The sequence below is a fragment of the Kitasatospora sp. NPDC059462 genome, assembly GCF_042749955.1.
Classification (GTDB): domain Bacteria; phylum Actinomycetota; class Actinomycetes; order Streptomycetales; family Streptomycetaceae; genus Kitasatospora.
Genome location: NZ_JBHYUU010000078.1, coordinates 22,292 through 34,965, shown reverse-complemented (window position 1 = coordinate 34,965; position 12,674 = coordinate 22,292). Strand labels below are relative to the sequence as shown.

The following is a 12,674-nucleotide window of genomic DNA, read 5'->3' as shown; positions in this document are numbered from 1 at the left end:
GGGCCACCGGCTTCGCGGCGACGGCCTTGGCGGGCGGCTTGGCCGCGACGGCCTTGACCGGGGGCTTGGCGGCCACCGCCTTGGCCGGGGGCTTGGCCGCGACGGCCTTGGCCACCGGCTTCGCGGCGACGGCCTTGACCGGGGGCTTGGCCGCGATGGCCTTGACCGGGGGCTTGGCGGCGATGGCGGCCGCCGGCCGGGCCTCGGCGGCCTTGATGGGCGGCTTGGCGGCGGCCGGGGTGGCCGCGAGCAGGCCCATCGCGGGCAGTGCGGCGATCGCCCCGCCCGCGATGGCCAGGCGGGTGGCCCGGCGCCGTGCGGGCCGGCCGGTGGCCGGGGTGTTCTCGGACCGGGGGCTCATGCGGGTTCCTTTCGACGAAGGGACGATCGGTCGATCCGACGATAGGGCTGCCGCCCGTGCCGGGACAACCAACCGGAGCCCGCCGTGGCGGCGGTGACGGACCGGCAGCGGAGCGGACCCCCGCCCCGCCGGGCCCGCCACCCCGTCGTGCCCGCCACCCCGCCACCCCGCCGTGCCGCCCGGCCCCGGCGCACCCGGACCCTGTTCGAGCCGGACCCGGCACGGCCGGGTTCAGCGCACCCGGGTCGAGAACAGCCGGGCCGACCAGAACACCGCCGCCACCGTCATCAGCGCGACCACCAGCAGCCCCTGCCAGACCACGTTGTCCCCGACATGGCCCGAGAACAGCGAGCGCATGCCCTCCACGGCCCAGTAGAAGGGGTTCCACTTGGCCATCGTCTGGAGCCACATCGGCGCCAGTGCCAGCGGCAGCAGCGTGCCCGAGAGCAGCGCGATCGGCTGGGCGACGGTGTTCACCACCGGAGCCATCGCCTCGTCGGCGGGCAGCACCAGGGCGATCCCGTAGGAGATCGTCGAGGTCATCAGCGCCAGCAGTCCCATCAGCAGGAAGGCCAGCACCAGGTCCACCGGACCGACCCGCAGGCCGAACGGCAGCGCGATGAGGGTGATGATCACCGCCTGGACGAGCAGCGCCACCGTCTCGCGCAGCGCCCGGCCGAGCAGCAGGGCGAGCCGGCTGACCGGGGTGACCCGGGCCCGCTCGATGATCCCGGCCCGCAGCTCGCCGAGCAGGCTGAAGCCGGTGTACAGGCCGCCGAAGATGCACAGCACCGCCAACAGGCCCGGCACGTAGATCTGGTAGGCCTCGGCGTAGGTCTTCGCCCCCATCGGCTCCAGCACCCGCTTGAGCAGCGGCGCGAAGAGCAGCAGGTAGAAGATCGGCTGGATCACCCCGACGGCGATCCAGATCGGTGTCCGCCACATCAGCAGCAACTGGCGCTGGAAGACCAGCCAGGTGTCGCGGGCGAGCTTCATGGGCCCCTCCTCGGGGATCCGGAGGCGGTCAGGACTGCTCGATGGAGCGGCCGGTGCGGGCCAGGAACACGTCGTCCAGGCTCGGCCGTTGCAGCTGCACGGTGCCGGTGACGACCCCGGCCCCGTCCAGGGCGCGCAGCAGGTGCGGGACGGCGGCGGCGCCGTCGTCCAGGTAGAGCCGCACACCGTCCTCGCCGTTCAGCTCCAGCCGGTGCAGCACCGGCAGGCCGGGCTGCTCGCGCAGCGCCTTGGCGGCCCGTTCGGCCTCGCCGCCGCCGAGGCCGATGAGCACGACGTCGCCGGATATCTCGCGCTTGAGCGTCTCCGGGGTGCCCTCGGCGACGATGCCGCCGTGGTCGACGATGGAGACGCGGTCGCAGAGCGCGTCGGCCTCGTCGAGGTAGTGGGTGGTGACGACGACGGTCATGCCCTCGTCGCGCAGCCGCCGGATCTCGGTCCAGACGTGGCCGCGGCTGGCCGGGTCGAGGCCGACCGTGGGCTCGTCGAGGAACAGCACCTTCGGCGAGTGGATCACGCCGAGTGCGATGTCGACCCGGCGGCGCTGGCCGCCGGAGTAGGTGCGGCACGGCCGGTCGCCGAACTCGTCGAGCTCGAAGGCCTTGAGCGCGGCCGCGGCGCGGCTCAGCGCCTCGGCCTTGCTCCTGCCGTGCATCCGCGCCTGCATCACGAGTTCCTCGCGGGCGGTGACGGCGTCGGTGGTGCCGCCGCCCTGGGCGACGTAACCGATCCGGTGGCGCACCTCGGCGGGGTCGGCGAACAGGTCGGCGCCGGCGATCCGGGCCTCGCCGCCGTCGGGGCGGATCAGGGTCGCGAGCATCCGCAGGGTGGTCGTCTTGCCGGCGCCGTTGGGGCCGAGGAAGCCGTGGATCTCACCCGCTTCGACGTCCAGGTCGATGCCTCGGACGGCGTCCACGGGGGGCTGGCCGCGTTTCTTGGAAGGGTAGGACTTTCTCAGCCCCTTGGTCTCGATCAACCAGAACTCCCGTGCGGGGATGGGTTGCCGGGGCGCCGGGAAGGCGGCGCGCGGGGCACCTGGGAAGCGGTGCTGCGGGCCACCCTAGAGTCTGCGGCGCCCCGGAAACAATGGCCTAGACCATTGGATTGGTTCGACGCGCACCGGCCGCGACCAGTGCCTCCACCCGGTCGGCGGCCGCCACGGCCCCGCCGCCCGCCAGCAGTTCGGACCCGACCCGGGCCGCCGCCGCGCGGTAGCCGGGATCCTCCAGCACGCCGCGCAGCGCCGCGCCGAGGTGATCGGGCGTCACCCGGGCGAAGGGGACCCGCACTCCGGCCCCGGCCGCCGCCACCTGTGCGGCCACGAACGGCTGGTCGTGCCGGATCGGCGCCGTCACCAGCGGAATCCCGTGCACCAGCGCCTCGCCGACGGTGTTCATCCCGCCGTGGCACAGCACCGCGTCCAGCACGCCGCGCCGCATCAGCTCCAGCACCGGGGCCCGGTCCACCGCCACCGCGCCGTCCGGCAGCGCGGGCAGCAGATCGCCCGGCGCCGCGAACACCGCCTGGACGTCCGGCCCGCACAGCTCCAGCGCCCGCGCCGCCCGGGCCAGGAAGTCCGCGCCCAGCTCGCCGGAGAGCGTGCCCATGGTGACCAGCACCCGCCGGCGCCCCGGCAGCAGCCGCTCCCAGGGGAAGGCCGGATCGGCCGGCCGGTCCGCCAGCACCGGCCCCACCAGGGCGTACTGGGCCGGCAGCGCCTCGGCGCCGGTCGGCTCCGCCCCGGTCAGCGCCGGGCCGGTGAGCGCGGGCCCGGTGAAGGCCAGCACCAGCGCGGGGGAGAAGCGCGGGTCGGTGTACTCCTCCTCGGGCAGCCCGGCCCGCCGCCACAGGCCCCGGAGCAGGCCGGTCATCCACTCCTCCACCAGCGGCAGCGCGCGCAGCGGCCGCCCCAGCTCCATCGCGCCCGGCGCCAGGGTGCCCCAGGGCAGCCGGTGCCGGTGCGCCACCAGCGCCCCGGCCGGGGTGTGCTGGTCCACCAGCAGCGCGTCCGGGCGGTACTCGCCGACCGCCGCGTCCAGCGCCTTCACGGTGAACCGCGCGTAGGGAACGATGAAGCCCTCCCACAGCGAGCGGACGGCGGCCAGCCCGTGCCCGCCCTGCGCCCGGAACGCCCGGGTGCCGGTGCCGAACACCGTCGCGTCGGGCCCGAGCAGCGGGCGCAGCGCCGACTCGGTGCCGCTCCAGGCCACCTCGTGTCCGCGCGCGACCAGCTCCCGGGCCAGGCCCACGGTCGGATTGACGTGCCCGGTCAGCGGCGGCACCACCAGCAGGAAGCGGCTCACCGGGCGTCCTCCGCGGGCAGCAGCCGCTCGACGTCGGCGACGGTCAGCGCCTCCAGTCCGGCCAGGTCGAGCCCCGCCCGCAGCGCGCCGAGGTCCACCGACGGGCCGAAGTCCCGGCGCAGGCCCGCGTGCAGCGCCGCGAGCTCGGTCTCGTCGAGCAGCAGGTCCCCGTCCAGCCGGGCCTGCGGGGTCACCCGCGCGGCCCAGCCGGGTGGTGCCTGCGCGACATCGGCCAGCAGGGACACCAGCGCCGGGCGGACCGGCGGCACGGCGACGGAAGGTTCACGATCGGTCATCAGGGACTCCACCGGCTCGACGAAGCGGGGGCGGGGGACGGCGGCACGGGACGTGCGCGATCCGTGGCGGGGATGTGCGGCGGCGGTGGGGCGGTCGTGCGGGCTGGTGGGCCGCAACCGCCCGAGATCACTTGTGCGGAGCCGCCGGGCGTGGGAATACTAGCCCGCGTGACCGCACTGGAGGCAGTGGCCGTTCACCTCCCCCACCACACCGTGCCCATTGAGGCAGTGGGCGAGCGCATCGGCCTGACCCCACGTCAACTTCGACTCTTCCGCCGCTTCCACGGCCTGGACCAGCTGCGACTGGACCCGGACGGGAAGCTGCCCGACCTGCTCGGCGCCGCCGTCGACGCCCTTCCGGAGCTGCGCGGACGCGAACGGCACGTCCGTTTCGTGATCCACGCGCGCAGCATGCCGGTGGCGGTGCCCTATCCGCTCAACCCGCTGCACGACCTGCTCCACCGCTACGGCCTCGGCCACGCCCAGGCCTTCACCGTCACCCACCACGCCTGTGCCGTCGGCCTGTTGGCCGTCGACCTGGCCGGCCGCCTGCTCGCCGGAGAACCCGACCGGGAGGCGCTGGCCCTGGTGATCGCCGGGGAGAAGACCTTCACCAAGGACGCCCAGGTGGTGCCCGAGACCGGCATCTTCGCCGAGGGCGCGGCCGCCTGCCTGGTCAGCGCCGGGGGCGAGCGCGACCGCGTGCTGTCCTACGTGGTGCGCCAGCGCCCCGAGTTCGACGGCCGGCTGGCCGAGGACCCGGAACTGCTCGCCCGCTACCAGCGCGAGTACCCGGCGGTGATGGTCGAGGCGATCGAGGCCGCCCTCGACCAGGCCGGTCTGGACCTCTCCGACCTCGCGCTGCTGCTCCCGCACAACGTCAACCAGGCCTCCTGGCGGATGATCGCCCGCCGGATCGGCTTCCCGATCGGGAAGGTGGTGCTGGACAACGTGCCCGCGGTCGGGCACAGTTTCGCTGCGGACAGCCTGATCAACCTGCACACCGCCACCACGCGGGGGCTGCTCGGCCGCGGCGAGCGCTACCTCATCGCCGCCGCAGGCATCGGAGCGACCTTCTCCGCCATGGTCGTCGAGCACTGACGCACCGTCAGCCGCTCCACCGGGCGCCGGTTCCCCGGCCGCCCCGCCCCCACTCCACCACGCACGACGGGACGGTCCCACCCATGTCCGACCAAGTGGTCCAGACCACCGACACCGAGCTGCGCGACCGGATCCTCCACAGCCTCGGCGAACTGCTGCCGCGCGTCCTCAAGCGCGACCTCCCCGAGATCCCCGAGAACGCCTGCCTCTTCGACGACCTCGGCCTCACCTCGGCGGGCACCATCGAACTGATCCTGGAGGTCGAGGAGGCGCTCGACCTCCAGGTCGACGTCGAGCAGATCACCGAGGACGACCTGCGCTCGGTCACCAAGCTGGCCGACTACGTCGCCTCGCACGTCATCGCCGAGGACTGACCGGTGCCCGCCGCACCGGGTCTCCTCCGGGTGCTGACGCGGTACGCCGACGGCCGCTCCGAACTCTCCCTCGACCCCGACCTGCGGGTCTTCGTCTCCGACCTGGTCCGCCCCTACGGCCTGCCGCTGCGCGAGGACCTGCTGGCCGAGGGCGTCGGACACGCCTACGAGGAACTGGCCGCCGGGCTCCTCGCCGAGGCGCTCGGCCCGGACGAACCGGCCGACGTGCTCGTCCAGGCCTTCGACTCGCCCGACATCCGGCCCGGCGCCCCCACCTCGCTCGCGCTCAGCCGCGCCTGCGCCGGCACGCCCACCGCGCTCGCCCTCTGCGACCAGGGCACCGCCGGTGCGTTCGCCGCGCTGCGCGCCGCCACCGCGTACCAGCGCACCGGCGTCGCCCGGCGCGCGGTCGTCGTCCTCGCCGAGCAGACCGCCCTGCACTACGAGCCGGCCGCGCCCGTCACCCTGCCCGAACGGCACTGTGCGGTCGTCCTGGTCTGCGAGACGGCGCCGGGTGAGGAACTGACCGTCCACCAGGACGGCGGGGCCGACGCCGGCACCGCCGCCGAGGAGGTGCGCCGGCAGGCGAAGGCGCTGGGGGAGGGGACCGCCGTCCTGCTCTCCGCCGCCCTGGAGGTGCCCGGACCGGACGCCGTGCGCGCCCCCGCGGGCCAGCCGTTCACCGGGCTGTGGTCCGCGCTCGCCGAGCGGCTGCCGCACTGGCGGGCCGAGCGGCGGCCGGTGCTGCTCGCCGACCTCGACCCGCGGCTCGGCGTGCTCTCCACCCTGGCCCTGCGCGCCGGCCCGCGCCCTTGACCCCCGGCGCCGCCGGTCCCGGGGGCGGCGCCGACCCCGTGGACGTCTGGCTGATCCCCACCGACCAGCCCGAGCCGGTGGTCCGCGCCCTGCGCGAGCTGCTCGACCCGGCCGAACGCGCCCGGGCCGACGGGCCGGACCCGCACGCCGGGCGGCGGTTCACCGTCGCGCACGGCGCGCTCCGCCTGCTCGCCGGGGCCCGGCTCGGCCGCGACCCCGCGCGTCTCGTCCGGCGGCGCGGGCCGCACGGCAAACCCGCGATCGACGGCCTCGCCGTCAATCTGTCCGCCTCCGGCGCGCTCGCCGCCGTCGCCCTCGCCGAGGAGCGGGCCGTCGGTGTCGACGTCGAGGAGGTCCGCGACGCCCGCTCGGCCCTCCGGCTGGCCCGGCGCTACTTCCCCGCGGCCGAGGCGGCCCTGGTGGCGGCCGACCCCGCGCCCGCCGACCTCTTCACCACGCTGTGGTGCCGCCGCGAGGCCTGCGTCAAGGCGTACGGCGGCCGGCTCGTGCAGGGCTTCGGCCTGCCGCTGGCCGGCCCCGCACCGGTGCTGCTCGCCGACCCCGGCGCGCTCGGACCCGGCCCGTGCCGGATCGACGACGTGCCCGCGCCCGGCCCGTTCCGCGCCGCCCTCGCCGTCGTCGGCGCCCGCCCGGTCCTGGTCCGTCCGCACACCTGGACGGCGGCCGGTGTCCCTGGCATGTCAGGTAGTTGACGAAGCGTCAAGTCCCTTGCGGCATCCCAGATTTCTGGTCTGGACCAGTTGATCGGCGCGCTGATAGCGTCCGACCGCATCCCCGCCGAGACCAGCCGAGCCGAAGGGCCCGTACGACGTGACGGACGACGTGGAAGAGACCAGCGGGCGGATCACGGTCCGGTACGGCGGCGTGAGCGGCGGATCGGGACCGCTCACCCTCGGCCAGGACAACATGATCCGCTGCATCCGGCGCGACCGGCCCGAACAGATCAACCAGGCCTCGGCCTGGCCGGTCCCCGACGGCACCACCCTGACCGCCGCCCTCGACGCGCTGCGCGCCCTGGTCGAGCGCCACGAGTCGGTGCGCACCGGCTTCCCGCCCGGCTCCGCCGCCGACGCCTTCCCCGACCGGCAGGAGGTCGCCGCCGAGGGTGCGTTCAGCGTCGCCGTGGTCCCCGCCGGCGGCCGGACGGACGCCGAACTCGACGCGCTGGCCGACGAGTTGGGCGGAGCCGACGTCCTCAGGCCGTTCGACCTCGCGGCGGTTCCGCGGCTGCGCTTCGCCCTCGTCGCAGACGGCGAGCTGGTGCGCCGGCTGGTCGTGACGGTCTGCCACGCGGGCGCCGACGGCGCGGCCGTCGCCCTGCTCATCCGCGACTGGCTCGACCTCGCCGCCGGCAAGGAGCTGCCGCCCGTCGCCTCCCGCACCCCGCTCCAGGTGGCCGGGCAGGAACAGAGCACCCAGGGCCGGCGCAAGAGCGCCGCCGCGCTCAAGCACTGGGAGTCGATCCTCGCCACCGGCCCGTCGGCGGTCTTCGCCACCGACGGCATCACCGGCCCGCCCGGCCCGCTCACCACCGTGCTGCTGCGCTCGCGCACCGCGGCCGCCGACCTCGAAGCGGCCTGCCGCCGCACCGCCGCCAGCCCGTCGGTCGTCCTGCTCGCCGTCTTCGCCGCCCTCACCGCGCACCGCGCCGACCGCACCGACCTGGTGATCTCGGCCCTGTCCGCCAACCGCCAGCGCGCCGCCCTCGCCGACCACATCGGCACCCTCGCCCAGGACGCGCTGATCGCCCTCGACACCGCCGCCGACGACCTCGACGCGCTCATCGGGCGGACCAAGTCCGCCTCCTTCAGCGGCTACTGGCACAGCACCCTGAATGCCGACAAGGTCTGGCGGCTGCTCGGGGACATCGCCGAGCGGCGCGGTGCCCGCTTCGCCCGCCAGGTCGTCGTCAACGACCTCAGCCTCTCCATCCCGGAGACGCTCTCCGACGCCCGCCCCGCGCCCGCAGCCGACCCCGAGCTGCAGACCCTGCCCGACCAGCCGCTGCCGGTCCGGCTGATGATGAACATCCTGCGCACCACCGGGAGCCTGGAGTTCGTCCTGCTCGCCTGCCCCCAGGTGCTCACCCGGGAGGACACCGAGCGCTTCGCCCGCGCCGTGCCCGCCGTCCTCGCGGCCGCCGCCGACCGGCCCGTCCCGCTCACCGAGCTGGCGGAGCTCAGCGGCGTGCGCCCCGCCACCAGGGCGGGGGAGTGGCACCGCGTCGGCGCCGACTGGATCGACCTCGGCGCCGTCCGCGCCCTGCTCGCCGACGCCCTCGGCCCCGCCGCGGCGGCCGTCGACCTGACCCGCACCGAGGACGGCCTCGCCGCCCGCATCGCCACCGACGACCCGGACCTCACCCCCGCCGCCGTCCGCCGGGCCGTGCTCGCCGCCCTGCCGGGCCACGAGACCGCGATGGCCCCGCACCACTACACCCTCCACCCGCGCCCGGACTCCCTGCCGCCCGTCTGGTCCGCCCTCCCCGTCCTCGACGAGGGCAGCGGCCGGGCCGGCTGACGGCCCCCGGAGGTACCCTCGGCGCAGAACGGGCGGAGGGGGAGGGGACCATGCACGTCCGCGCAGTGGTGACGGCGACGGTCCTGGCCGAGCTGGCCGGAGCGGTGCTGGCAGGCCTGCTCCTCTCGCTGCTGTGGCTGCTGCCGGGCGACTGGACGACGGGACCCGCCTGGACGGGCCTGCCGGTCATGGCCGCCGTCGCACCCCCGCTCGACCACTTCGGCAGGCGTCCGCCGCACCGCCTCCGTGACGGGCATCGCCCTCCTGACGGTCACGGACCTCTGGTTCGGGTGGGACGGGAGCCTCGGCGGAGCGCTCGCCCTGGGGACCGCCCTCCCCGTGGCGGCCGGGGTCTTCGCCGCCGTGTCGGGCCCTCCGGCCGGGCGCCGGGCCGCCGCAGCGGCCCGCTCCGGCGGTGACGGGGCGTGACCGGGGTTGCCGGGGGCGTGCACGAGCGGAAGGCTGGAGGGTAGGGGGCGTTCCCGAGTGCGGGGTGATCGACCATGGCCAAGTTCACGCCGAAGTACCAGGACGAGGGGCACCAGCTCGAATTCTGGGACGTCGAGTTCACCGAGGAGGAGTGGGCCGAGTTCCGCCGGGGCCCGCATGCCTTCCTGAAGCGCATCACCGAGGCCCAGGGACAGGAGGTCAACCGCCTCCTCGTCGACGCCCAGCTGCTGGAGGTCGCCCCCGACGGCGGCATCTGCCACGGGCACATCACCAGGTTCCACATCACGTCCGGACCGGAGCGTTCGACCACCGGCTACAGCTGCTCGGGCCTCTGGGAGTAGCGCCTCCGGGAGCAGCACCCGGCTCCCCGCTCCGTCGGCACGGAGCCGGCCGGTCTTCCGCTGCGGCCCGCCCACGCCCGGCGGACACTGGGGGTGACCCCCGCTCCCCGGGGGCGCCCCCGACGCCGGGAGGGCCATGCTGCTCGGACTCACCACCGCCCTGGTCGCCACCGTCTGCTTCGGCTTCGGCTCGGTGTTCCAGGCGGGCGGCGCGCGCGAGGCCCCGCGCGCCGACCGGGTGCGGGTCGGCCTGCTGGCCGGGCTGCTCCGCTCCTGGCGCTTCCTGCTCGGCACCGGCCTGGACATCGCCGGCTTCGCCCTGAGCATCGTCGCCCTGCGCACCCTGCCCCTCTTCCTGGTCCAGGCCGTCACCAACGCCAGCCTCGCCGTCACCGCGCTCGCCGCCGCCCGCCTGCTCGGCGCCCGGCTGCACCGCGCCGACCTGCTCGGCATCGCCGCCGTGGTGGTCGGGCTCACCCTGCTGGCGGTCGGCTCCGGCGAGGCCGGCCACGACCACGCGCCGCCCGCGTTCCACTGGGCGCTGCTGGCCACGACCGTGCTGATGCTGCTGCTCACCCTGCTCCTGGCCCGCCGCCACGACACCGCGTCGGCCGTCGGCCTCGGCCTGCTGGCGGGCGTCGGCTTCGGCGTCACCAGCCTCGCCGTCCGGGTCTTCGACCTCTCCGGCCCGCTCGACGTGTTCACCGATCCGGCGGCGTACGGGCTGGCCCTCGGCGGCCTCGGCGGATACCTCGCCTACGCGCTCGCCCTGCAGCGCGGCACGGTGACGGCCGCGACCGCCGCCGGCACCGTCTCGGAGACCTTCGGCCCGGCCCTGGTCGGGGTCGCCGTGCTCGGCGACGCCGCCCGCCCCGGTTACGCCTGGTGCGCGCTGGCCGGCTTCGCGGTGGCGGTCGGCGGCACCTTCGTGCTCTCCCGCTTCGGCGAGGTCGAGGCGGAGCTGGGCCCCACCCCGGTCGCCCGGACGGCACCGCTGTGCGAAGGTGACTTGCCGGACAAATCGGACGGCGAGATGCGCACAGAGCGGCAGGTGCCATGACCACGGACGACGACCATCCGCCCTCCCGCCGGGTCCGGCGGCACCCCGCCGCCGACCCGCCGGTCGCGCTGCTGACCGGCGCCTCCTCCGGCATCGGCGCGGCCACCGCCGACCGGCTCGCCGCCGCCCGCTGGCGGCTGCTGCTCTCCGGCACCGACCAGACCCGGCTGGACGCGGTCGCCGCCCGCACCGGCGGCCGACCGCTGCCCGCCGACCTCGCCAAACCCGACGGCGCCCAGCGCCTCGCCGAAGCCGCCCACGCCGCCGCCGGACGGGTCGACGCGCTCGTCGCCAGCGCCGGCATCGGCTGGCGCGGCCCCTTCGCGCGGACCCCCGCCGACACCCTGGACCGGATGCTGGAGGTCAACCTCGCCGCCCCGTTGCGGCTCACCCGCCTGCTCCTGCCCGGCATGCTGGAACGCGGCCGGGGCCGGATCGTCCTGCTCGGCTCGATGGCGGGCCAGGTCGGCGTCCGCGACGAGGCCGCCTACGCGGCCACCAAGGCCGGGCTCACGATGTTCGCCGAGAGCCTCTGGTACGAGCTGCGCGGCACCGGCGTCGGCGTGCGGCTGATCCTGCCGGGCGCCGTCGAGACCCCCTTCTTCGCCACCCGAGGCACCGACTACCAGCGCGAACGTCCCCGCCCCGTCTCCCCGGAGGCCGTCGCCGACATCGTCCACGACGCGCTCACCACCTCCCGCGACCGGGTCTTCGTGCCGCACTGGCTCGACTACCCGGCCCGCCTCCACGGCGCCGCCCCCGGCCTGTTCCGCCGGATGGCGTCCCGCTTCGGGTGAGAGCCGGTGTGCTCCTCGGCGCCGCCGCCGCCGTGGAGCTGCTGCACCTCGCCCCGGCCGCCGTCCGCCTGCCCCCCGTCCGCCGCCACCTCGCCCGCCGCACCGCCGGCCACGGCGCCCCGGGCCACGTCGCCCTCACCTTCGACGACGGCCCCGACCCGCGCGGCACCCCCCCGATCCTGGACGCCCTGGACGCCCTCGGCATCCACGCGACCTTCTTCCTGCTCGGCGACATGCTCGAACGCGCCCCGGACCTCGGCCACGAGCTGGTCGCCCGCGGCCACGAGGTCGCCGTCCACGGCTGGCACCACCGCCGCCAGTACCGCCCGGCCCCGGCCCGCGACCTCCGCGAACTGCGCCGCACCACCGAAGCCGTCACCGCCCTGGGCGGCACCCGCCCCCTCTGGTACCGCCCCCCGTACGGCGTCCTCACCGCCGGCCTCGCCCTGGCCGCCCACCACCTCGGCCTGCGGCCCGTCCTGTGGACCACCTGGGGCCGCGACTGGGAACCCGGCGCCACCGGCCCCACCGTCTACGCCACCGCCCGCCCGGCCCTGACCGGCGGCGCCACCCTCCTCCTCCACGACTCCGACTGCACCTCCGCCCCCGACTCCTGGCGCGCCACCCTCGCCGCCCTCCCCCTGATAGCCGCCCACTGCCACCGCCGAGGCCTCACCCTCGGCCCCCTCCGCGACCACGCCATCCCCGCACACGCGAGGCCAACCCGTCGTCCCAACCACCCGGACCGGCGAACAGCGGACCATCCCCGCGCGTGCGGGGCCGAGTAGAAGTCCGAACTGGCCTGACTGGCAGGGTCGGGGCCATCCCCGCGCGTGCGGGGCCGAGGCCAGTTCCAGCATGGGCACCCGGCCGAGCGGGGGGCCAACCCCGCGCGTGCGGGGCCGAGGCACTGGTAGGGCCGGGCGGGCTCACCGACGCAGGGCCATCCCCGCGCGTGCAGGGCCGAGCCGCTGGCCATCGACGTGTACGCCGTCCAGTCGGGGCCATCCCCGCGCGTGCGGGGCCGAGCCCGCGCTTGCCGCCGCCTCCGCGAAGCGGTCGGGGCCATCCCCGCGCGTGCGGGGCCGAGGTCCCCGGCGAGACGCTGACGGCCGAATGGCAGGGGCCATCCCCGCGTGTGCGGGGCCGAGATACCCGACGTGCGGGCTGTGCTCAGGCGATGGGGGCCATCCCCGCGTGTGCGGGGCCGAGGTGCCGTC

12 protein-coding genes, 2 pseudogenes and 1 CRISPR repeat array (1 of these 15 cut by a window edge) are annotated in these 12,674 nt (G+C 76.0%); of the genes and pseudogenes, 9 read left to right on the top strand and 5 right to left on the bottom strand.

Annotated features, from left to right (window positions below; translation table 11 throughout):
- The 5 genes and pseudogenes from ACFXAM_RS20300 to ACFXAM_RS20280 all read right to left on the bottom strand — a co-directional run.
- Positions 1-361 (bottom strand): annotated as a pseudogene (locus ACFXAM_RS20300) (hypothetical protein); the annotation flags it as partial.
- Between the two features lie 231 nt (positions 362-592).
- The gene (locus tag ACFXAM_RS20295) at positions 593-1,357 is read right to left on the bottom strand and encodes an ABC transporter permease (RefSeq protein ID WP_380293104.1); all 765 of its coding nucleotides are present in this window, start codon (positions 1,355-1,357) and stop codon (positions 593-595) included.
- A 28-nt stretch (positions 1,358-1,385) separates the two neighbouring features.
- The gene (locus tag ACFXAM_RS20290; RefSeq protein WP_380293102.1) at positions 1,386-2,351 is read right to left on the bottom strand and encodes an ATP-binding cassette domain-containing protein; all 966 of its coding nucleotides are present in this window, start codon (positions 2,349-2,351) and stop codon (positions 1,386-1,388) included.
- A 115-nt stretch (positions 2,352-2,466) separates the two neighbouring features.
- Complete coding sequence (locus ACFXAM_RS20285) at positions 2,467-3,678, bottom strand: glycosyltransferase (RefSeq protein WP_380293100.1); 1,212 nt, start codon at positions 3,676-3,678, stop codon at positions 2,467-2,469.
- Positions 3,675-3,974, bottom strand: coding sequence for a hypothetical protein (locus ACFXAM_RS20280; protein WP_380293098.1), 300 nt, complete (start codon positions 3,972-3,974; stop codon positions 3,675-3,677). Before ACFXAM_RS20280 ends, ACFXAM_RS20285 begins: the two co-directional genes overlap by 4 nt.
- A gap of 168 nt (positions 3,975-4,142) precedes the next feature.
- On the opposite strand from ACFXAM_RS20280, the gene ACFXAM_RS20275 reads away from it, so the two are divergent.
- The 9 genes and pseudogenes from ACFXAM_RS20275 to ACFXAM_RS20235 all read left to right on the top strand — a co-directional run.
- Positions 4,143-5,075, top strand: coding sequence for a 3-oxoacyl-[acyl-carrier-protein] synthase III C-terminal domain-containing protein (locus ACFXAM_RS20275; protein WP_380293096.1), 933 nt, complete (start codon positions 4,143-4,145; stop codon positions 5,073-5,075).
- 83 nt (positions 5,076-5,158) lie between these two features.
- On the top strand, positions 5,159-5,449 hold the full coding sequence (locus ACFXAM_RS20270) for an acyl carrier protein (RefSeq protein WP_380293094.1): 291 nt from the start codon (positions 5,159-5,161) through the stop codon (positions 5,447-5,449).
- 3 nt (positions 5,450-5,452) lie between these two features.
- Positions 5,453-6,265, top strand: coding sequence for a hypothetical protein (locus ACFXAM_RS20265; RefSeq protein WP_380293092.1), 813 nt, complete (start codon positions 5,453-5,455; stop codon positions 6,263-6,265).
- A 38-nt stretch (positions 6,266-6,303) separates the two neighbouring features.
- On the top strand, positions 6,304-6,978 hold the full coding sequence (locus tag ACFXAM_RS20260) for a 4'-phosphopantetheinyl transferase family protein (protein WP_380293090.1): 675 nt from the start codon (positions 6,304-6,306) through the stop codon (positions 6,976-6,978).
- Positions 6,979-7,096: 118 nt separating this feature from the next.
- On the top strand, positions 7,097-8,806 hold the full coding sequence (locus tag ACFXAM_RS20255; protein ID WP_380293088.1) for a condensation domain-containing protein: 1,710 nt from the start codon (positions 7,097-7,099) through the stop codon (positions 8,804-8,806).
- 503 nt (positions 8,807-9,309) lie between these two features.
- Positions 9,310-9,597, top strand: coding sequence for a hypothetical protein (locus ACFXAM_RS20250; protein WP_380293086.1), 288 nt, complete (start codon positions 9,310-9,312; stop codon positions 9,595-9,597).
- 136 nt (positions 9,598-9,733) lie between these two features.
- Complete coding sequence (locus ACFXAM_RS20245) at positions 9,734-10,657, top strand: DMT family transporter (RefSeq protein ID WP_380293084.1); 924 nt, start codon at positions 9,734-9,736, stop codon at positions 10,655-10,657.
- Complete coding sequence (locus tag ACFXAM_RS20240; protein WP_380293082.1) at positions 10,654-11,454, top strand: SDR family NAD(P)-dependent oxidoreductase; 801 nt, start codon at positions 10,654-10,656, stop codon at positions 11,452-11,454. The genes ACFXAM_RS20245 and ACFXAM_RS20240 overlap by 4 nt, the downstream gene beginning before the upstream one ends.
- Positions 11,451-11,870: pseudogene (locus ACFXAM_RS20235) on the top strand (polysaccharide deacetylase family protein); the annotation flags it as partial. The gene ACFXAM_RS20240 and the pseudogene ACFXAM_RS20235, both read left to right, overlap by 4 nt.
- Before the next feature lie 340 nt (positions 11,871-12,210).
- Positions 12,211-12,674: direct repeats of the CRISPR family, unit length 28 nt; unit sequence GGGCCATCCCCGCGTGTGCGGGGCCGAG; it runs 297 nt beyond the window's last position.

What these genes read in the sequence shown, in the direction of transcription:
- ACFXAM_RS20270 (WP_380293094.1), top strand. Translation starts at nt 5,159, where the DNA reads ATGTCCGACCAAGTGGTCCAGACCACCGACACCGAGCTGCGCGACCGG.
- ACFXAM_RS20295 (WP_380293104.1), bottom strand. Translation starts at nt 1,357, where the DNA reads ATGAAGCTCGCCCGCGACACCTGGCTGGTCTTCCAGCGCCAGTTGCTG.
- ACFXAM_RS20250 (WP_380293086.1), top strand. Translation starts at nt 9,310, where the DNA reads ATGGCCAAGTTCACGCCGAAGTACCAGGACGAGGGGCACCAGCTCGAA.
- ACFXAM_RS20245 (WP_380293084.1), top strand. Translation starts at nt 9,734, where the DNA reads ATGCTGCTCGGACTCACCACCGCCCTGGTCGCCACCGTCTGCTTCGGC.
- ACFXAM_RS20280 (WP_380293098.1), bottom strand. Translation starts at nt 3,974, where the DNA reads ATGACCGATCGTGAACCTTCCGTCGCCGTGCCGCCGGTCCGCCCGGCG.
- ACFXAM_RS20240 (WP_380293082.1), top strand. Translation starts at nt 10,654, where the DNA reads ATGACCACGGACGACGACCATCCGCCCTCCCGCCGGGTCCGGCGGCAC.